This window comes from Microbacterium sp. NRRL B-14842, from assembly GCF_050470785.1.
This window is the reverse complement of sequence record NZ_JBFLUM010000001.1, coordinates 2,105,675-2,123,724: the sequence shown is the minus strand read 5'-3', so window position 1 is coordinate 2,123,724 and position 18,050 is coordinate 2,105,675. Positions and strand designations below refer to the sequence as shown.

Here is an 18,050-nt window from a genome sequence, read left to right as displayed (position 1 = left end):
GCCGTGACCCGCTCGAAGGAGAGACACCGATGTCCGATTCCGCCGTTCCCGTAGCCGTCGACTCCGGATCCACCGATGCTGCGGCGTCCGCCGCCGCGGCGCTGCTCGACCGTATCCAGCCCCCGCGCGGCGAGGGTCGCGAGATCCCCGATGCCGCGACGCGGGAGGTCATCGGACGCGCGCCCGTGGCCACGGTCGCGGACCTCGACGATGCCATCGCCCGCGCGAAGGCCGCGCAGCCCGCGTGGGAGGCGCTGGGACACGAGAGGCGGAGCGCACTCCTCCTGGCCGCGGCCGACGCCATCGACGCGAACGCCGAAGGGCTCGCCTACCTTCTGTCGCGGGAGCAGGGGAAGCCGCTGAACGGCCCCAACGCGCGGTTCGAGCTCGGCGCCTGCTCGGCCTGGCTGCGCACCAACGCCACCACCGTCCTCGAGCCGCAGGTGCTCGTCGACGACGAGACGCTGCACGCCGAACTCGTCTACAAGGCCGCCGGCGTGGTCGGGGCCATCGGGCCGTGGAACTGGCCGCTCATGATCACGATCTGGCAGATCGGCCCGTCGCTGCGCATGGGCAACACGGTCGTCGCGAAGCCCAGCGAGTACACGCCGCTGAGCGTCCTGGCGATGCTCGCCGTCATGAACGACGTGCTGCCCGCCGACGTCCTCATCGGGGTCTCCGGAGACCGTGAGGTGGGTGCGCGCCTCGCCTCGCACCCCGACATCGCCAAGATCATGTTCACCGGCTCCACCGCGACCGGGCGCCGCATCATCGAGAGCTCCGCGGGCAACCTCGCCCGCCTCACGCTGGAGCTGGGCGGCAACGACGCGGGCATCGTGCTCCCGGGCACCGATCCCGCCGCGATCGCGGAAGACCTCTTCTGGGGCGCGTTCATCAACACCGGGCAGACCTGCGCCGCCATGAAGCGCCTCTACGTGCACGACTCCGTGTACGACGAGGTCGTGGACGCTCTCGCCGCGATTGCCGAGCAGGTGCCGATGGGCAACGGCCTCGACGAGGGCAACGTGCTCGGACCGCTGCAGAACCGCCCGCAGTTCGACATCGTCAGCCGCCTCGTCGACGACGCGAAGAGCCGCGGCGCCCGGATCGTCACGGGTGGCGAGCCGGCCTCCGACCTCGGCGAGCTGTTCTACCGGCCGACCATCGTCGCCGACATCGACAACGATGCGGCGCTCGTCCAGGAGGAGCAGTTCGGCCCGGCCCTCCCCGTCATCCGGTACAGCGACGTCGACGAGGCCTTCGCGCTGGCGAACGCCCTCGATGTGGGCCTCGGAGCCTCGGTGTGGGCGAGCGACCCGGAGGAGGCCCGCGCCGTCGCCGCGCGTATGCAGTCCGGCACGGTGTGGATCAACTCGCACGGCGGGCTGCACCCGATGGTGCCGTTCGGCGGGGTGAAGAGCTCGGGTTACGGGCTGGAGTTCGGCGTCGAGGGGCTCAAGTCCGTCGCGGTCACCCAGGTCGTCTCCGGACCCGGCCGGAAGGCCTGAGCGTGGCCGCGACGAACAGCGGCGCGGTGCGCTCCGCGATTGTCGTCGGAGCCGGTACGTCGGGCGCCATCGTCGCGCGGCGTCTCACCGACGCCGGTGTCGCGGTGACGCTCGTCGAGGCGGGTGGTTACGACACGAACCCGGCCATCCACGACCCCTCGCGGGCGGGCGAGCTCTGGCACTCCGCCGAGGACTGGGACTTCTTCACCGTGCCGCAGCCGCACGCGGCCGGTCGTCGTCTGCATCTGCCTCGCGGGAAGGTCACCGGCGGTTCGCACGCGCTGAACGCCATGATCTGGGTGCGCGGCGCGGCCTCCGACTACGACGCGTGGGAGGCGGCAGGGGCGACCGGATGGGGGTGGGCCGAGGTCGAGCCGATCTACGACGCGATCGAGAACGACCTGCTGCCCGTGACCGACGACTACGCGCTCTCGCCCATCCAGGCCTCGATCATCGACGCCGCGGTCGAAGAGGGGCTGCCGCGCAACCCGAACTACAACGGCGGCACGCTCGACGGGGTGTCGCAGGAGCAGGTCACGATCAGGGACGGCCGCCGCGTCAACACCTGGACCGCCTATGCGCAGCCCGTCGCCGACCGGATGACGATCCTCACCGGACGCGCCGTCCATTCCGTGATCGTGCGCGACGGGCGCGCGGTCGGCATCCGGCTCGGGGAGGGCGATGACACCGAGGAGGTGTTCGCGGACGAGGTCATCCTCTCCGCGGGAGCACTCGGCACGCCCGTCATCCTGCTCCGCTCGGGCATCGGTCCCGCTGCCGAGCTGAGTGCCCTCGGCATCCCCGTCGTGCTCGATGCCCCCGCCGTCGGCAAGAATCTGCACGACCACCTCTTGTCACCCGTGATCTTCGCGACCGAGAAGAAGCCCGTCGGCCCGCCGCAGCCGGGAGTGTCCGTCACGCAGAGCCACCTGTTCTGGCGCAGCCGCGACGGCCTCGCGCAGCCGGACACGCAGCCCATCCACTTCTCCGTGCCCATGTGGGGCGAGCTGGAGCCGCGCGGCACCGACGGGTTCACGCTCATGGCGGGCCTGGTGACGCCGTACAGCCGCGGCGAACTGCGCCTCACCGGCCCCGGCGTCGACGACCTGCCGCACATCGACCTGGCGGCGCTGGAGGATCAGCGCGACGCCGACGCCCTCGCGGCCTCCGTGCGCCAGTGCCGCCGCATCGGCACGCAGCCTGCGCTCGCCGAGGAGTGGGGAGCGGTCGAGGTCTACCCCGGCCTGGACGTGGCGGACGACGACGTGGAGGAGTGGGTGCGCCGCACGGCCATCACCTATCACCACCAGGTCGGCACCTGCCGCATGGGCTCCGACCCGGAGTCCGTGGTCGACCCGCAGCTCCGGGTGCGCGGGATCGAGGGGCTCCGGGTGATCGACGCCTCGGTCATGCCGACCGTGCCCACCGGCAACACCAACGCGCCCGCGGCCATGATCGGCGAACGCGGCGCGCGATTCATCCTCGCGGACTGAGGGAGGGCGGCGAGGGGACGCGGGGCGATCACGGCATCTGTCGCGATCGCCTCGCGCTCCTGCGCGTCAGCGCGTGAGCAGCGTCACGGCCACGAGCGCGAGGGCGACGATCCCGAACCCGGTCGCGAACACCGTCAGCGCGAGCGGGAGACCGCCGCCCGGCAGCGGGCCGCGCGCCCGCGCGGTGAGCACCGCGGTCGTCCGACGCTGCCGACGGCGCGCGGCGATCCAGAGCAGTGCCGCCGTGCCGACGCCCAGCACGCCAGGCACGAGGCCCCACCCCTCGGCGCCGCTCGGCAGCACGAGAGGGAAGACCCGCAGCGACAGCAGCGAGCCGACCGCGATCGCGAGGGCCGTGCGCCGCCAGGCCAGCTCCGTCCGCTCCGGCTGCAGCCCGGGGTCGTACAGATCGGGGGCAGGGGTGGCGGGCACCGGAGTATCGGGGGCGGTCATCGGCAGGCCTCGCTCAGCGCCACAGCACCCCGGCGAGGACGAGCAGCCCCGTCGTCACCACGACCACCGCGAGCACCACCGCCGACAGCGCGCCGGGCAGCGGTCGTCCCTGCCGGAGGGCGCGCTCCGCCCGCATCCACTCGAACCACGCGAGCGGCGCCACGGCCGTGCCGGCGATCATCAGCAGCAGCGAGGCCGCCAGCCGGAACCCGGGGTGCAGGTCGAGGCCGAGGACCTCGAGAGCGACGCCGCCCGCGATCAGCGCCAGGCCGGTCCGGGTCCAGGCCAGGAACGTGCGTTCGTTGGCGAGGGAGAACCGGGGGTCGGGCTCGTCCCCGACCCGATAGACGGAGGCGGGGAAGCGGCGCATGCGCCCATCGTACGGCGCGGCGCGGTCAGCGCTCGTGCACCGGGCGCCCGGCGAACCACGTCGAGACGACCTCGGTGTGCACGATCTCCTCCGCCGGTCCGCCGATCGCATCCCGTTCCAGGATCACGAAGTCGGCCGATTTGCCGGGGGTCAGGGACCCGGTCTCGGCGCCGAGCCCCATCGCCGTCGCGGCGTTGATCGTGAAGACCTCCAGCGCTTCCTCGGCCGAGATCGCCTGCTCCGGCCAGAGCGTGCCCGCGGCCCGACCGAGCGGATCGGCCCGTGTCACGAGCCCCTGCAGGCCCTCGAGCGTGTTCGGCGACTCGCTCACCGGCCAGTCCGAGCCGCCGGCCACGAGGGCCCCGGCGTCGAGGAGTGCGCGGTTGGGCTGCGAGTGCTCGGCACGCTCTCCCAGCACGTCCGCCAGCGCCTGGGGGATGACGCCCGGGTACCAGATGAACGGGGAGATGTCGGCGGAGACGTCCAGCGCCGCGAGTCGGGGGATGTCGCTCTCCGCGAGGAACTGCCCGTGCGCGATCTGCACCGGCGTCGTGAAGCCCTCCGCGCGCAGGCGCTCGGCGGCGTCCAGGACGAGGCGTGCCGACCCGTCGCCGGTGCAGTGCACCTTGGCCCCGAGACCGCGGGCGGCGACGGCCCGCAGCCAGTCGGTGAGCTCGTCGAGGGTCATGGTCGTCTCGCCGTGGAAGTGCGCCCCGTGCACCGGATCCGCCGGATACGGGTCGAGGAACGAGGCGGTGCGGGCGGGCGGGACGCCGTCGAGGAAGATCTTCACGAAGTCGGGACGGTGGTGCGGCGTGCGGAACTCCTCGCCGCGGTCGAGCAGGGGAGCGCCGATGGGGTCGAACCCGAAGATCTCGTCGTTGATGAGGAGCGAGGAGACCACCCAGGCGTGCAGCTCGTCGGCGCGGTCGAGTCCGGCGAGCGCGGCGAGGATGTCGACGGAGACCCCCGCGTCCTGGAACGCCGTGATCCCGAACGAGTTCAGCAGCTCGATCCCGCGACGGGAGGCGGCCGCGTGCTGCTCCGCGGTGAGTCCGCCGCTGCGGTCGTACGCCTCCTGCACCGGGATGCCGGCGGCTTCCAGGAGTACGCCGGTGGGGGTGCCGTCGTCGGGGTCGAGCAGCGTCACCCCGGAGGTCGGGATGCTGTCCGCCGTGATGCCGGCCAGCTCCAGCGCCCGGGTGCTGGCCCACCGGTTGTGGCGGGAGTCCTCCATGAGCGCCACCGGCCGTCCGCCCGCTGCCTCGTCGAGACGCAACCGCGTGGCGGTGTTGGCGAGGGTGGGAAGCAGGGTCGTGGCCACGGCGCCGCCGACGATCCAGGCGTCCTCGGGCAGGGTCTGTGCCTTCTCCCGCACCCGGTCCAGGATCTCGTCGAGCGTGAGCGAGGGGGCGAGCGACAGCTCGAACAGCTCGGTCCGTCCGGCGAGCGCGTGGTGGTTGTGCACGTCGACGAACCCGGGATAGACCGCCGCGTCGCCGACCTCGACCAGCCGCGTGCGACGGCCGCGGAACGCCTCCACGTCGGCGCGGTCGCCGACGGCGAGGATCCGTCCGTCTCGTACGGCGAAGGCCTCGGCACGCGGACGGGCGCGGTCCGACGTGCGGATCACGGAACCGGTGACGATGAGGTCGGCGACGTCGGTCATGTCAGGCATCTCCGAAGGTCGCGGGCTCGAGCGACGGCGTGTGGTGGGTGGTCGACAGCAGGCGGCCGTGTGCGCCGAACGTGAAGTGCGTCGGCACCTCACCGCTCTCGTCCAGTCCGAACAGCACGCCGTGGGAGCGGATCGCGTTCACGTCGCGGTGGTCGGCGATCGTCACCGAGGCGCACGGGATCACCTTCTCGCGCCACGCGAAGACGTAGATCCCGGGCCGCACCTCCCACACGCTGTTCTCGTCGGTGTCGGCGAGCCCGCGCTCGGGACCGGCGAGGCACTGCCACGAGTACCAGCGCGGGGAGAGGTACACGTGCTCGTAGGCGTGCTCCTCGCTGTAGACCCACTCCACGCGGCGGCCGATGAGCGTGGTCGTGGGGGCGGCCTCGGCACCGGTGACCGCGGCGCCCTCGATGGTGCCGGGGGCGAAGTGGTGCTGCACGCGGGTGCGGCCCTGCTCGGGCGCGGGGAGGATCTCGGAGATCACCGCGAGGGAGCGTCCGTGCCGCAGATCGAGCACGAGCGAGACCGCCTCGTTCGGGAGGTAGCGGTGGTGGAACTGCACGAAGTAGAGCTCGTCGTCGACCTCGAACGCCTCGTAGTCGTCGGTGTCGGACGCGGCCTCCGTGGGGTCCTCGGCGCCGGGCTGGTACTCCCAGGCGACCGTCGAGTCGTCGAAGCGGTGGACGATGCGGGTGCCGCGGGCGTCGACGACAGCGATCTCGCGACCGCTGAGCGCGGTGCTGTGCGGGGCCTTGTTGGCGTCGAAACCGGGCGCGAGGCCTTCCAGTGGCAGCCAGGTGGAGGTGTCGGCGGGGTTGAGGGTCGTCATGGGGATTCCTTCCTTCGGGGAACGGGGTCGGCGCGGGCGTCAGCGGTCGCTGAACCGCTCCAGGTCGGTGGCGAGGCCGTCGTAGACGGCGGGCTTGGCGCGGCGGAGGTAGGCGGCGTAGACGATGCCGCCGATCAGCGCGAGCACGAGCAGGAGCGGCATCAGGCGGATCGCGAGCTCCTCGGAGCCGGCCACGATGTTGAAGTTCACGATCGCCAGGATCGAGATGGCCGCGATGCCGAGGAAGCCGATGCCCGGCGCGATGAACGTGCTCCACCACCGCGGGTCGTTCCGGCGCCGGAAGTACACGACGATCGAGATCGCCGCGAGCCCCTGCAGGATCAGCACGCTGAGGGTGCCGAAGCCGAGCATCGCGGGCACGAGCGTGACGATGGGGTCGGCGCCGGCGAGGGCGAACAGGATCGCCACGATCGCTGCGAAGCTGGCCTGCACGATGCCCGCGAGCTGCGGGGCACCGTTCGGGCGGGTGCGAGCGAGGGCCTGGGGGAGGATCTTCGCGCGACCCAGCGAGTACAGGTAGCGGGTGGCCGAGTTGTGGAACGCGAGCATCGCCGCGAACAGGCTCACCAGGAGCAGCACCATCATCACGGTCGTGAGCGGACCGCCCAGGTACTGCTGCGAGAGCGAGAAGATGAGGTCGCCCGTGGGCAGGTGCTCCAGCGCCGTGGCCTGCGCCTGCGCGACGCCGGTCGCGCTCACCACGGCCCAGGTCGTGACGCCGAGGATCACGCCGATCGCGATGATCGAGGTGTAGGTCGCCCGCGGGATCGTGCGCAGCGGCTGCTTGGCCTCCTCGCTGAAGAGCGCAGTGGCCTCGAACCCGAGGAAGCCGGTCGCCGCGAGCAGCAGGCCGATGGGCAGCGAGCCGGAGAACACGGCCTCCGGGCTGAACGCGGCGACGTCGTACCCCGTCTGCACGAGGACGGAGACGTCGAACACGACGAGCATGAGCACCTCGAGCACGAGGCACACGCCGAGGATCTTCGAGCTGAAGTCGACGCCGATCCGGGCGAGGACGAAGCAGACGACGATCGACAGCAGGCCCCAGACGAGCCAGTGCACGTCGAGACCGGTGAGGTCGCGGATGATCGTCTGCATGAAGAAGCCGCTGGTGCCGATCGTGCCGACGACGAAGAAGTTGTAGCCGAGCGTCGCGATGAGGCCCGCGACGAGTCCGCCGGTGCGGCCGAGGCCCTTCACGACGAAGGCGTAGAAGCCTCCCGCGTTCACGAGCTGCTTCGACATCTGGGCGTAGCCGATCGCGAACAGCAGCAGGATCGCTGCGACGAGGAAGAACGACATCGGGGTGCCGCCGCCGTTGCCCAGGGCGATGGCGAGGGAGGCGACGACGACGATCCCGGTCAGCGGCGCGACGGCGGCCAGGACGAGGAAGACGATGCCGGCGACGCCGAGGGCGCCGGGGCGGAGGGAGGTGTGGTGCGGCGTCGTGGGTGCGGAGATCTGCTCTGCCACGTCGGCTCCTTTGCTCGGGTGACGGCCGTGCGGACACGGCATCGACGACGAGGGGAATCGTCGATAGAGCGAGTCTGCTCGCCGCCTCGATCCGGCGCTTGACCGTGAGCGAAGGACGATGGTGCCACCGCGCACACCCCGCCGGTGGGCGTGCGGCCCCTTCGCCCCGCGGAGCAGGATGACCGGGACGACACCGCTGTCTCGTCGGCGCCGCGCGGCGCCGGGCCGCGGTCGGAGGACGCGATGGACCTGCAGCTCGACGGCACGACGGCCCTCGTCACGGGGGCCGCCAGCGGCATCGGCCGTGCCGTCGTCCGGGCGCTCGCCGGCGAAGGGGTGCGGGTCGCGCTGCTCGACCGGGACGCGGCTGCGCTCCGGGACGCCGCCGCGGTCGCCGGCGCCGATCCGGTGCTGCTCGCCGCCGACGTCACGGACGAACAGCAGGTGGCCGCCGCGGTCGACGCCGGTATCCGCGCGCTGGGCGGTATCGATGCGGTGGTCTGCTGCGCCGGGATCTCGGGCCCGGTCGGCACGCCGATCGAGGAGACCGCACTGGAGGAGTGGAACCGCGTCCTCGCCGTCAACGTCACCGGCGCGTTCCTCGTGCTCAAGCATGCGATCCCGGCCCTCCGGGAGTCCGCCGCGGGGTCCGTCGTGCTGCTCGCGAGCGACTCGGCCGTCGTGGCCTCGCCGGGCATGGCTCCCTACGCCGCATCGAAGGCGGCGCTCGTGCAGTTCGGGCGGGCGCTCTCGGTCGACCTCGCCGGCACCGGGGTGCGGGTGAACGCGGTGGCACCGTCCATCGTCGACACTCCGATGAGCCGCGGGGATCTCGGTTCGGAGGCCTTCGCCGACCCCGCCTTCCCCGTGCAGAGCGCCGACGAGGTCGCCGGGCACGTGGCGTACCTCCTCTCCCCGCGGAGCCGGACCGTGAACGGCACCACCCTCCTCAGCGACTTCGGGTACACCGCCCGGTCGGGATTCCCCGCCTGACGCGACCGCGTCCGGCCCCACAGCGCACGCGCGCAGAACACACAGGAGCACACATGGCAACCGTGGTCGGATCAAGCGTCTCCGGACGCGTCGTCGTCATCACCGGAGGCGGCACGGGCATCGGCGCAGCGGTCGCGGAGCGGTTCGCGGCCGAGGGGGCGCACGTCGTCGTGGTGGGCCGCAGGCCGGAGCCGCTGCACGAGGTCGAGCGCGCGGTCGGAGCCCTGCCCGTCGTCGCCGATGCGGCGGACACCGCGTCGGCGCAGGCCGCGATCGCCGAGATCCTCGCGCGGTTCGGCCGGATCGACGTCCTCGTCGCGAACGCCGGGGGACACGGGTTCTCGCCGGTCGCCGAGACCGACGACGCGAGCTGGGACGCGGCGATCCGCGCCAACCTCACCACCGCGTTCGTGATGGCACGCGAGGCGCTGCCGGCGCTGATCGAGGCCAAGGGGCAGGTGGTGATCGTCTCGTCGCTGGCCGGACTCTTCGCGGGGCCGTCGGTGGCCGGATACACGGTCGGCAAGCACGCGCTCATCGGCCTCACGCGGACGCTCGCGCGCGACTACGGGCGCCACGGCGTCCGCGTCAACGCGATCTGCCCCGGATGGGTGCAGACGCCGATGGCCGACGAGGAGATGGACGAGTTCGCCGCGCATGCCGGCCTCGGCTCCCGGGAGGAGGGGTACGCGACGGTCACCGCCGATGTGCCGCTGCGCCGCCCCGCGCGTCCCGCCGAGATCGCCTCGGTCGTCCGCTTCCTCGGGTCGGGGGAGTCGTCGTACATCACCGGCGCCGTGATCGTGGCGGACGGCGGTTCGCACGTGGTCGACGTGCCGACCATCGCCTTCGACCACGCCGGGATGTAGCGCGGGGTCAGGGTCGAGCGGCGGTTCCGGCCCCGCGCCTCAGTCGATGCGGAGCTCGAAGCCGTCGTCGGTCGCGACCACGGCGACGTGCGTGAGGTCGTCGACGTGCGCGGTCGGGGCGTGGGCTGCGGCGTGCGGGCCGATGCCGATCACGCGCATGCCCGCGGCGTGGGCGGCCTGGATCCCGGCGCCGGAGTCCTCGAACACGACGCAGTCCGCGGGGTCGATGCCGAGCGTGCGGGCGGCGAGGAGGAAGCCCTCCGGATCGGGCTTCGAGGCGGAGACGTTCTCCGCCGTGACGGCGAGCCCGGGGACCGTGAGCCCGGCCTGGCCCATCCGCGCGGTCATGAGGGCGACGTTGGCCGAGGTGACCACGGCGTGCGGGAACGGCTGCAGCGCGGCGAGCAGGTCCTCGGCACCCGGGATGCCGATCACACCGTCCACGTCGGAGGCCTCGGTCGCGAGCATGACCTCGTTCTCGCGGAGGTTGATCGCGTGGTCGCGCTCGGGGAGCAGGATCGCCATGCTCTGATGTCCCTGCCGCCCGTGGACAGTGCGGAGCACGGTCTTCGGATCGATCCCGTGCGGCTCCGCCCAGGCGAGCCAGAGGCGCTCCACGACGGCGGTCGAGTCGACGAGGGTCCCGTCCATGTCGAGGAGGGCGGCGCGGGCGTGGAGGATCTCGGTCACTCCCTCAGGCTAACCCCCACGCCGCCGACCCACCCCCTTTCGCGCGCCCCGGCCCCCTGCGCACGTACGCACGGGGCCGGGAGGAACGCAACGGGGTGGGTCGACGGGGAAGTCAGCCCCCCAGGTAGGCGCGGTGGAGGAGGGCGGGGTCGTCTTGGAGGGCCTGCGGGGCGCCCTGGAACGACACGCGGCCGCCGGCGACGACCACCGCCTCCTGCGCGAGACCGAGCGCGAGCTGCGTGAACTGCTCCACCAGCAGCACCGCCACCCCGGACTCCGCGATCGACGACACGATCGGCATCAGACGCAAGAACACCACCGGCGCGAGGCCCAGGGACATCTCGTCGATGAGCAGCACCCGGGGTTTCGCCGCGAACGCCCGTGCCAGCACCACCATCTGCTGCTCCCCACCCGACAGCAGCGCCGTGGGGGAGTCGATGCGCTTCTCGAGCTCCGGGAACTGCGCCAGCACGGCCTCGATCTCCCCGGCGGTGCGTGCCGTGATGGAGAGGTTCTCGCGCACGGTCAGCGACGGGAACACGGCCCGCCCCTGCTCGATGTGCACGATGCCGCGCCGGGCTCGCGTCACCCGGGAGAGCCGGTCGATCGGCTCCCCGTCGAGGAGGATCGACCCGGCCGAGTGCGGTGTCACGCCGGACACCGCCTCGATCAGACTCGTCTTGCCGGCGCCGTTCGGGCCGACCAGCGCCAGGACCTCGCCGCCTGTCACCCGCAGCGAGACGTCCGAGATGACCGGCCCGGCGCCGCGGCTCACCGTCACCCCGTCGAGCACCAGTTCGCTCATTTCAGCAGCTCCGTCTCTCCCATGTACGCCTTGACGACGTCGGGGTTCGCGAGGACCTCGGCCTGCGGGCCGCTCGCCAGGACGCGGCCGAAGTCGAGGACCGTGAGGGTCGGGCACACCGAGCGGACGAGGTCCAGATCGTGCTCGATGATGATGAGGGCCACACCGTAGCGCCCGGGGAGCTCGCGGAGGCGAGCCGCGAGCGCCAGATGCTCCTCGTGGGAGAGGCCGGCGGCGGGTTCGTCGAGGATGAGCAGGCGCGGGCGGGCGGCGACGTTCGCCGCGACCTCCACGAGCCGCCGGGTGCCGACGTCGACGCTCGAGAGGCGCGCCCGGGCCGGCGGGCACCCGAAGAACGCGAGGACCTCGTCGATGTCCGCCGCGGCGAGGCGCCGCCGGGCCACGAAGCGCACATAGCCGCCCACCGTGAGCGCCGGCGGGACGCGGTCCTGCTGGAAGGTCCGTCGCAGTCCGAGGCGGGCGCGCCGGGTGGGGGAGAGCCCGGCGAGGTCGCGGTCGCCGAGGAGCACGCGGCCCTCGTGCTGGGGGAGGAACCCGCTGATGGCGTCGACGAAGGTCGACTTCCCGGCACCGTTCGGACCGATGAGCCCCATGATCGAGGCGGCGGGCACGGTGAACGAGACGTCGTCGAGGGCCTTGAGCGCCCCGAACTGCACGGTCAGCCCGTCGACCGTGAGCACCGGGGCGCCGTCGAGGGCGGCCTCGTCGACGGTGGCCGTCGTGGTCGTGGTGATCGCCGTCGCATCGGTTCCCGCGTCCGGCGGGAGCGCCGTGAGCTCCGCGGTGGCCGTGCGCCGGTCGGCCCGCCGGTACAGGAGGTTGCGGATGCCCTGGCCGAGGTTCGTGCCGCTCGTGAGGGCCTGGACGCCCAGCACGCCGAACACCACGAAGCCCCAGTCCTGCGGCACGCCCCAGCGCTTGAGCAGCTCCGGCACGAGCACCCAGAGCAGTCCGCCGAAGATGGCCATGTCGATGAGGTGCGCGCCGGACATGATCGCCAGCACGTACAGGGCGAGGGACTGCAGTGGTGTGAAGCTCGAGGCGAAGGGGAGCTGCACCTGTCCGGCGAGCAGCCCGCCGGAGACGCCGCCGAGGGCCGCCGACACCGCGAACGCCGTGAGCTTCGCGGTGCGCACGCTCTGCCCGGCCGCGGCCGTGCCCCGCTCGGAGAATGCGACGGCCTTCCAGCTGGCGCCCCAGCGTCCGCGCTGCAGGAAGAACACCGCCAGGCCGCAGACGGCGAGCACGACGATGGAGAGGAAGAAGAACTCCCGGTCACTGCCGAACAGCGCGGGCCGCTCGATCGCGATGCCGTCCGCGGAGCCGGGGAACTGGATCTGCACGAGCGTGACGTCCGCCGCGGCCGCGAATCCGAGCGTCACGACGGCGAGGTTCACGCCACGCAGCCGCAGGGCGGGGAGGCCGACGAGGATGCCGACGAGACCGGCCGCTACACCGCCGAGCGCGAGCCAGACGAGGAAGCCGCCGGGCGCCTGCATCACGTTCAGCAGGGAGACGATCCACGCCCCGACCGCGGCGAAGGTGAGCTGGCACAGGGCGATCATCCCGGCCGATCCGGTGACGATGCCCAGGCCGAGGATCGCGATCGCGGCCGTGACGGCGCTGATCGCGAGGAAGACGAAGTAGCCGGGAAGGGCGGCGCTGAGGAGCGCGCCCACGCCGATGCCGACGACGGCGACGGCGAACGGCCAGGTGATCCGGAACCAGGGGCGGTCAGCGAGCGGCATCCCACACCTCCTTGCGTTGCGTCCAGAGCAGCAGGACGACGATGAACAGGAACGGCAGGAAGTTGCGCACGAGCGCCACTTCGTCGATCTGCGCGACGAGTCCGCCGAGGACGCCGAGGAGCAGCCCGCCGACGACGGCGAGGTCGAGCCGGCGGAAGCCGCCCAGGAGCGCGGCCGCCGCAGCGGGGACGATGAGCATGGACAGGCTCGTGGCGTCGTTCGACTGGGAGGGCGCGACGATGATGATCGCGATGGCGCTGATGATCCCGGTGACGAACCAGACGGCGATCGACAGCGGCCGGGAGCGGATGCCGAGCAGCTCCGCCGTGGTCGGCCGCTCCGACAGCGCGCGCAGCTGGGTGCCGACCCTGGTGCGGCGCAGCACGATGCGGACGGCGACGGCGGTGACGACGGCCATCGCCACCGTCGCGACGGTGACCTGGCTGATGACCACGCCGCCGAAGGAGAACGCGGGCCCGGCGATGATCGGGGTGAACGGCTGCGGCTTGTTGCCGAACAGGATGAACGACAGCGAGATGAGCAGCAGGAGCGGGCCGACCGTCATGGCGGAGCGGGTCGTCGTCGAGGTCTCCGACAGCCACGTCGCGGCGATGAAGCCGATGGCCGCGGCGAGCAGGCCTGCGACGAGGACGCCGAGGATCGAGCCGAGCCAGATGGGCAGTCCGATCTCGCGCACGAACCACACGGCGGTGAACGCGCCGAACATGCCGGTCGCGGCCTGGGCGAAGTTCACGACGCGCACGAGGCGTGACATGAGGGTGAGGCAGACGCCGAGGACGGCGTAGAGGCCGCCGGCGGCGAGTCCGGCGATGGCGCCTTGGAGCATCAGGCGTCCTTTCTGGTGAGGGCCTTCGACAGGCTCAGGGACCCGGAGTGGGTCGCTGAGCCTGTCGAAGCGCGGGGACCCGGCGTGGGTCGCTGAGCCTGTCGAAGCGCGGGGACCCGGCGTGGGTCGCTGAGCCTGTCGAAGCGCGGGGACCCGGCGTGGGTCGCTGAGCCTGTCGAAGCGCGGGGACTATTCGCCGATCCGCAGCCAGTCGTCGGCGACCTTTTCCCAGGCGTTCGTGCCCGACTTCAGGATGATCGGCCAGCCCGCGGTGTTCTGCGTGCCGAAGGCGTAGGGCGTGCCCACCATCGGGTTCTCGATCGGGTCCATGCCCTTCAGCGCCTCGGAGACGCTCTCCCGGGTGATGTCGCCGTCGATGCTCTTCAGCACCTCGATGAAGTACGTCGCCGCGAGGTAGCCACCCTGGCTGAACGAGGTGAGGGGGATGTCGTTCTCCTCCATCAGCGTCCGCCAGTCCGCGTTGATGTCGCTGTCGTCCGTGAACGGGTAGAACTCGGCAGGAACGTAGATGCCGGCGCCCGCATCGTCGATCGCGTCGGCGAAGTTCTCGCTGTAGACGCTCGTGAGGTAGAGCCAGGTCACGTCGTCCCAGCCCTGCGCGTTCGCGGCCTTGACCTGTCCGATCGCGTCGGGCTCGACCGGGTTGATCGCGAGGGCCTTGCAGCCCTGGTCCCGCGCCTTGACGATGTAGGGCGTGTAGTCGGAGGCGCCGTACGGCACGGTGTCGTCGACGTACTTCGGCTCCTTGCCCGTGATCTCGGTCCATTTGTCGATCGCGGCCTGGTAGGTCGGGCGAGTGGAGCCGGCGATCTCCAGCAGGATGCAGATGTCGTCGAGTCCGAGCACCTCGGAGCCGTACTGCAGGGTGAGGGTCATGTCGTTGAACGGACCGACGTTGGCCGGCGAGATGTTCTCGCTGTCGAAGCAGCCCGTGTCGACGCCGATGCCGGGCACCGAGAGGATGCCCTCCTGCTCGTAGTATTTCGCGTTGATCTCGCACTCGATGAGGCTCGCGGAGCCCACGAGTGCGACGGCTTCGTCGCTGCCCACGATCTCCCGCGCCGAGGCGGTGGCCGTGGCCGGGTCGCCCTTGTCGTCGAGCATCTTGTACTCGATCGTGCGGCCGTCCAGGCCGCCCTCCTCGTTGAACGCGTCGAAGACGGCGGCAGCCGCCTGCGAGGCCTCCGGGAACGTCGCCGGGCCGCTGATCGTGTTCACGGAGCCGACGACGATGGGGGCACCGTCGCCCCCGGCTCCGTCGCCGCCGGCGCAGCCGGCGAGAGCGAGGGCGGCCACGGCGATGATCGCCGCGGCGCCGGATGCTCGTCTGTTCATGTGCTTCCTGCCTCTCCTGTTCGGGTCGTGCTGTCAGCTCGAAGGCTGGGTGTCGGTGCTCGTCGACGGCGCGCGCAGGGCGCGGTTCACGAGCTCCGTGTCGGTGAACTGCTCGAAGGCGACGATCTCGCCGCCCGCCACGCGCCAGACGTGGGCCACCCGGGCGGCGAAGAACCGACCGGTGCGCTTGTAGGTGCCGGAGTAGGTGCCGATGCCGACCACGACGTCGCCGCCGTCGACGACCTCGTCGATCGCGACGGTGTAGTCGTCCCACTCCTCCTGGATGCGGCCGAAGACGTTCTCGGCGACCGCGTCCGGGCCGATGTACGTTCCGGCGTAGGGGAATCCGGCGGACTCGGTCCATTCGATGTCGGCCGCGAAGGGCGCGAGCATGCCGTCCAGGTCGCCGCGGTCGTTGGCGGCGTAGTGGTCGCGGATCAGGTCTGCGTTGCTCATGTGCTCTCTTTCCGTGGTGGGTCGCTGCGCCCGTCTGGGTCCCTGAGCCCGTCTGGGTCCCTGAGCCTGTCGAAGGGTCGAAGGGTCGAAGGGTCGAAGGGTCAGGCGGGCTGTGCGTCGGGGTAGGCGACGGCGCCCAGCGGGTAGATGTGTCCGCCGGCGCGGGAGTGCTCCGACTCGCCGTCGCCGTTGAGTCCGAGGAAGATCCCCGTCGTCATGAGCTGGTAGCCGAGGTCGTGGAGCCAGACGCTCGCCACCGCGATCCGGAACTCGCGGAAGCAGAACAGGTAGAGGCCGTCCGCGAACTTCCACACCGTGGAGAGGTCCATGTCGCCGTGACCGCGCTGGACGCCCTCCAGGCACTGCCACGCGTAGCGCTGGCTGGAGACGTAGACGTGCTCGTACAGGTGGTGGGGGCTGTAGCGGTAGATGTTCCGCTTGCCGATGAGGTCACGGCTCGGACCGGGGACCTCGCCGGTCGCGGGTCCGGCGTCAGTGGTCGCGGCCCAGAAGTCCTGCCCCACCTGCGGGGTGCCCTCGACGGCCTCGGCGGCGATGCGGGAGCGGATGACGGTGGCGCGGTGGGTCGTGGTGGAGAACACGACGGTGAGGGCTTCGCGCTCGCGGGTCTCGAAGGGGATGTTCACGAAGACGACGTCGTCACGGACGCGGACGGCGTCGTACGGGTCGCGACCGGAGGAGCCCAGGCCCTCCCAGACCACGGAGTCCTCGTCGAAGCTCAGCGCGAGCGTGGTGTCGTCGTCGAGGGTGAGCGTGAGTGCGGTTCCGGCGAGCATCGTGTTCGGCAGGCGGAACGTGTCGATGCCCGCGGCGAACTCGTCGTACGTGCGCCATTCGTCCAGAGCGGGGTCGGCGGAGATGTCGGTCATGAGGGTCCTGACGTCGCACACGGCGGGGCCTCGTCGCCCCGGGCACCGCGTCGTCGCGATGCGCTTGCCTCATGCTCCGGCCGCACCGGGGGACCCCTCAAGCGCGCGGAGTCCATCCCGCACCGAGAGTCAACCGGCGTGCCCTCCCGGGCAAGCCCCGTCCCCGCGCAGCTCCGTCCCCGCGGTTCCGTCCCTGGATCCGCCCCTGGCCCCCGTGCGGGATCAAAACCGCCCCTGCCGGACGCGAGTGGGGTGCCTTCCTGATCCCGCACGGGCGTCCCGCCTGCGGCCGCCCCGGCGCGGGACGGAAACCGCCCCTGCCGGACGCGTGTGGGGTGCGTTCCTGATCCCGCACGCGGGCGCGGTGCCCTCTGGGGCGCGGGAGTCGTGTCCTCCCGCGCACGGCGTGCCGCTCGTCGGTGCGGGATCGAAAGTGCCCCTGCCCGACGGGAGTGAGGTGCGTTCTTGATCCCGCACAGGGGCGGGGGTGGAGGTGCGGGATCAGGAACGAGCGCGGGGCGAGCGCTGGCGGGGCGGTTTTAATCCCGCGCGCGACGGGGAGAATGGGAACAACAGGGTCAGTGGGTGGCGCGGTACTCGCTGGGGGAGACGCCGAAGGCGGTCTTGAAGGCGCGGCTGAAATGCGCCGCGTCGACGAAGCCCCAGCGGGCGGCGATGGCGGCGACGGGGCGGTCGGCGAGCATCGGGTCGAGGAGGTCGCGACGGCACTGCTCCAGGCGGCGGGTGCGGATCCACGTCGACACGGTCACCCCCTGCTCCTGGAACAGTCCGTGCAGGTGGCGGGTGGAGATGAAGTGCGCGGCGGCGATGGAGGCCGGTCCGAGGTCCGTGGAGGCGAGGTTGCGGTCGATGTGCGAGCGGATCCGCTGCATGAGGGCACGGTGCGGGTCGGCGGAGACCTGGTCGAGACCGAGCTCCCGCGTGAAGACGGTGGTCACGAGGTCGAGGGCGCTGTGCGCGAGCCGGGCTCCCGTCGTGCCGGCGAGTTCATCGAGGTTGCCGGCGAGCTGCGTCAGGTACGGCACGACCATGCCGCCGAGCCCTTCCTGACCCGAGATGCGGACGGCCGTGAGCTGCCCGATCATGTCCGGCGGGAGGCTGATCAGGTGCTTCGGGAACATGACGACCATGGTGCGGAAGTCCTGGTCGAAGACGAGGGAGTACGGCCGATCGGTGTCGTAGACGGCGAGGTCGCCGGGCTGCAGCACGGCCTCGCGGTCGTCCTGGATGAGCAGGCCCGTCCCGGCGAGCATCAGGCTCACCTTGAAGTACGAGCGGTCCCCGCGGGCGATGAGCTCGGTGGTGCGCTCGACGACGTGCGAGGTCGCGCGGATGTCGTTGACGTGCACCTCGTCGACGGCGGCGCCGCGGATCACGCCGCGGAACTGGTCGGCGCCCGCGGTGGACACCTGCAGCGGGACGAACGACTCGGAGACGGCGGCGCGGAACTCGCTGATGTTGCGCGCGACGAGCGTGGACACCGATTCGGCGGGGGTGGTGAGGGCACCGTTCATGACTGATCACCT

Annotated in this window: 17 protein-coding genes; 4 read left to right on the top strand and 13 right to left on the bottom strand. The window is 71.7% G+C overall.

The window, feature by feature from the left end; genetic code table 11:
- Positions 1–29 precede the first annotated feature (29 nt).
- A complete protein-coding gene (locus AB1285_RS10495; RefSeq protein WP_292794322.1) occupies positions 30–1,508 on the top strand; it encodes an aldehyde dehydrogenase family protein in 1,479 nt (492 codons plus the stop codon).
- A 26-nt stretch (positions 1,509–1,534) separates the two neighbouring features.
- On the top strand, positions 1,535–3,001 hold the full coding sequence (locus tag AB1285_RS10490) for a GMC family oxidoreductase (protein WP_429977495.1): 1,467 nt from the start codon (positions 1,535–1,537) through the stop codon (positions 2,999–3,001).
- A gap of 66 nt (positions 3,002–3,067) precedes the next feature.
- Here AB1285_RS10490 and AB1285_RS10485 read toward each other — a convergent pair whose 3' ends face one another.
- From AB1285_RS10485 to AB1285_RS10465, 5 genes are read right to left on the bottom strand one after another with little or no spacing between them, the layout of a single operon-like run.
- The gene (locus AB1285_RS10485) at positions 3,068–3,454 is read right to left on the bottom strand and encodes a DUF202 domain-containing protein (RefSeq protein ID WP_232089193.1); all 387 of its coding nucleotides are present in this window, start codon (positions 3,452–3,454) and stop codon (positions 3,068–3,070) included.
- A gap of 13 nt (positions 3,455–3,467) precedes the next feature.
- A complete protein-coding gene (locus AB1285_RS10480) occupies positions 3,468–3,824 on the bottom strand; it encodes a YidH family protein (RefSeq protein ID WP_025103854.1) in 357 nt (118 codons plus the stop codon).
- A 25-nt stretch (positions 3,825–3,849) separates the two neighbouring features.
- Entirely contained in the window at positions 3,850–5,493 is a 1,644-nt protein-coding gene (locus tag AB1285_RS10475) for an amidohydrolase (RefSeq protein ID WP_187663519.1), read from the bottom strand.
- 1 nt (position 5,494) lies between these two features.
- Positions 5,495–6,334: a molybdenum cofactor biosynthesis F family protein gene (locus tag AB1285_RS10470; RefSeq protein ID WP_268777130.1), complete on the bottom strand. Its 840-nt coding sequence runs from the start codon at positions 6,332–6,334 to the stop codon at positions 5,495–5,497.
- Positions 6,335–6,373: 39 nt separating this feature from the next.
- Positions 6,374–7,828: an APC family permease gene (locus AB1285_RS10465; protein ID WP_292794308.1), complete on the bottom strand. Its 1,455-nt coding sequence runs from the start codon at positions 7,826–7,828 to the stop codon at positions 6,374–6,376.
- A gap of 243 nt (positions 7,829–8,071) precedes the next feature.
- Here AB1285_RS10465 and AB1285_RS10460 point away from each other — a divergent pair, with 243 nt between their 5' ends.
- Complete coding sequence (locus AB1285_RS10460) at positions 8,072–8,821, top strand: SDR family NAD(P)-dependent oxidoreductase (protein ID WP_370428286.1); 750 nt, start codon at positions 8,072–8,074, stop codon at positions 8,819–8,821.
- A gap of 53 nt (positions 8,822–8,874) precedes the next feature.
- Positions 8,875–9,690 carry an SDR family NAD(P)-dependent oxidoreductase gene (locus AB1285_RS10455; RefSeq protein ID WP_259952053.1) on the top strand — a complete coding sequence of 272 codons (816 nt, stop codon included), beginning with the start codon at positions 8,875–8,877 and terminating at the stop codon, positions 9,688–9,690.
- 39 nt (positions 9,691–9,729) lie between these two features.
- Here AB1285_RS10455 and AB1285_RS10450 read toward each other — a convergent pair whose 3' ends face one another.
- The 8 genes from AB1285_RS10450 to AB1285_RS10415 form a co-directional block, all read right to left on the bottom strand.
- Positions 9,730–10,380, bottom strand: coding sequence for an HAD-IA family hydrolase (locus tag AB1285_RS10450; protein WP_292795859.1), 651 nt, complete (start codon positions 10,378–10,380; stop codon positions 9,730–9,732).
- A gap of 112 nt (positions 10,381–10,492) precedes the next feature.
- On the bottom strand, positions 10,493–11,185 hold the full coding sequence (locus tag AB1285_RS10445) for an ABC transporter ATP-binding protein (protein ID WP_292795862.1): 693 nt from the start codon (positions 11,183–11,185) through the stop codon (positions 10,493–10,495).
- Positions 11,182–12,954 (bottom strand): ABC transporter permease subunit, encoded by a 1,773-nt coding sequence (locus tag AB1285_RS10440; RefSeq protein ID WP_292795865.1) that lies wholly within the window; start codon positions 12,952–12,954, stop codon positions 11,182–11,184. The genes AB1285_RS10445 and AB1285_RS10440 overlap by 4 nt, the downstream gene beginning before the upstream one ends.
- Complete coding sequence (locus tag AB1285_RS10435) at positions 12,941–13,801, bottom strand: ABC transporter permease subunit (RefSeq protein WP_370428285.1); 861 nt, start codon at positions 13,799–13,801, stop codon at positions 12,941–12,943. Before AB1285_RS10435 ends, AB1285_RS10440 begins: the two co-directional genes overlap by 14 nt.
- A gap of 189 nt (positions 13,802–13,990) precedes the next feature.
- Complete coding sequence (locus AB1285_RS10430) at positions 13,991–15,157, bottom strand: ABC transporter substrate-binding protein (RefSeq protein WP_292794756.1); 1,167 nt, start codon at positions 15,155–15,157, stop codon at positions 13,991–13,993.
- Positions 15,158–15,190: 33 nt separating this feature from the next.
- A complete protein-coding gene (locus AB1285_RS10425; RefSeq protein WP_292794758.1) occupies positions 15,191–15,613 on the bottom strand; it encodes a nuclear transport factor 2 family protein in 423 nt (140 codons plus the stop codon).
- Positions 15,614–15,714: 101 nt separating this feature from the next.
- Positions 15,715–16,503: a MoaF C-terminal domain-containing protein gene (locus tag AB1285_RS10420; protein ID WP_292794760.1), complete on the bottom strand. Its 789-nt coding sequence runs from the start codon at positions 16,501–16,503 to the stop codon at positions 15,715–15,717.
- Positions 16,504–17,081: 578 nt separating this feature from the next.
- Positions 17,082–18,038: a helix-turn-helix domain-containing protein gene (locus tag AB1285_RS10415; protein ID WP_187663531.1), complete on the bottom strand. Its 957-nt coding sequence runs from the start codon at positions 18,036–18,038 to the stop codon at positions 17,082–17,084.
- Between the last annotated feature and the right edge of the window lie 12 nt (positions 18,039–18,050).

What these genes read in the sequence shown, in the direction of transcription:
- AB1285_RS10455 (WP_259952053.1), top strand. Translation starts at nt 8,875, where the DNA reads ATGGCAACCGTGGTCGGATCAAGCGTCTCCGGACGCGTCGTCGTCATC.
- AB1285_RS10440 (WP_292795865.1), bottom strand. Translation starts at nt 12,954, where the DNA reads ATGCCGCTCGCTGACCGCCCCTGGTTCCGGATCACCTGGCCGTTCGCC.
- AB1285_RS10460 (WP_370428286.1), top strand. Translation starts at nt 8,072, where the DNA reads ATGGACCTGCAGCTCGACGGCACGACGGCCCTCGTCACGGGGGCCGCC.
- AB1285_RS10435 (WP_370428285.1), bottom strand. Translation starts at nt 13,801, where the DNA reads ATGCTCCAAGGCGCCATCGCCGGACTCGCCGCCGGCGGCCTCTACGCC.
- AB1285_RS10470 (WP_268777130.1), bottom strand. Translation starts at nt 6,334, where the DNA reads ATGACGACCCTCAACCCCGCCGACACCTCCACCTGGCTGCCACTGGAA.
- AB1285_RS10445 (WP_292795862.1), bottom strand. Translation starts at nt 11,185, where the DNA reads ATGAGCGAACTGGTGCTCGACGGGGTGACGGTGAGCCGCGGCGCCGGG.
- AB1285_RS10480 (WP_025103854.1), bottom strand. Translation starts at nt 3,824, where the DNA reads ATGCGCCGCTTCCCCGCCTCCGTCTATCGGGTCGGGGACGAGCCCGAC.
- AB1285_RS10430 (WP_292794756.1), bottom strand. Translation starts at nt 15,157, where the DNA reads ATGAACAGACGAGCATCCGGCGCCGCGGCGATCATCGCCGTGGCCGCC.
- AB1285_RS10420 (WP_292794760.1), bottom strand. Translation starts at nt 16,503, where the DNA reads ATGACCGACATCTCCGCCGACCCCGCTCTGGACGAATGGCGCACGTAC.
- AB1285_RS10415 (WP_187663531.1), bottom strand. Translation starts at nt 18,038, where the DNA reads ATGAACGGTGCCCTCACCACCCCCGCCGAATCGGTGTCCACGCTCGTC.
- AB1285_RS10495 (WP_292794322.1), top strand. Translation starts at nt 30, where the DNA reads ATGTCCGATTCCGCCGTTCCCGTAGCCGTCGACTCCGGATCCACCGAT.
- AB1285_RS10485 (WP_232089193.1), bottom strand. Translation starts at nt 3,454, where the DNA reads ATGACCGCCCCCGATACTCCGGTGCCCGCCACCCCTGCCCCCGATCTG.
- AB1285_RS10475 (WP_187663519.1), bottom strand. Translation starts at nt 5,493, where the DNA reads ATGACCGACGTCGCCGACCTCATCGTCACCGGTTCCGTGATCCGCACG.
- AB1285_RS10425 (WP_292794758.1), bottom strand. Translation starts at nt 15,613, where the DNA reads ATGAGCAACGCAGACCTGATCCGCGACCACTACGCCGCCAACGACCGC.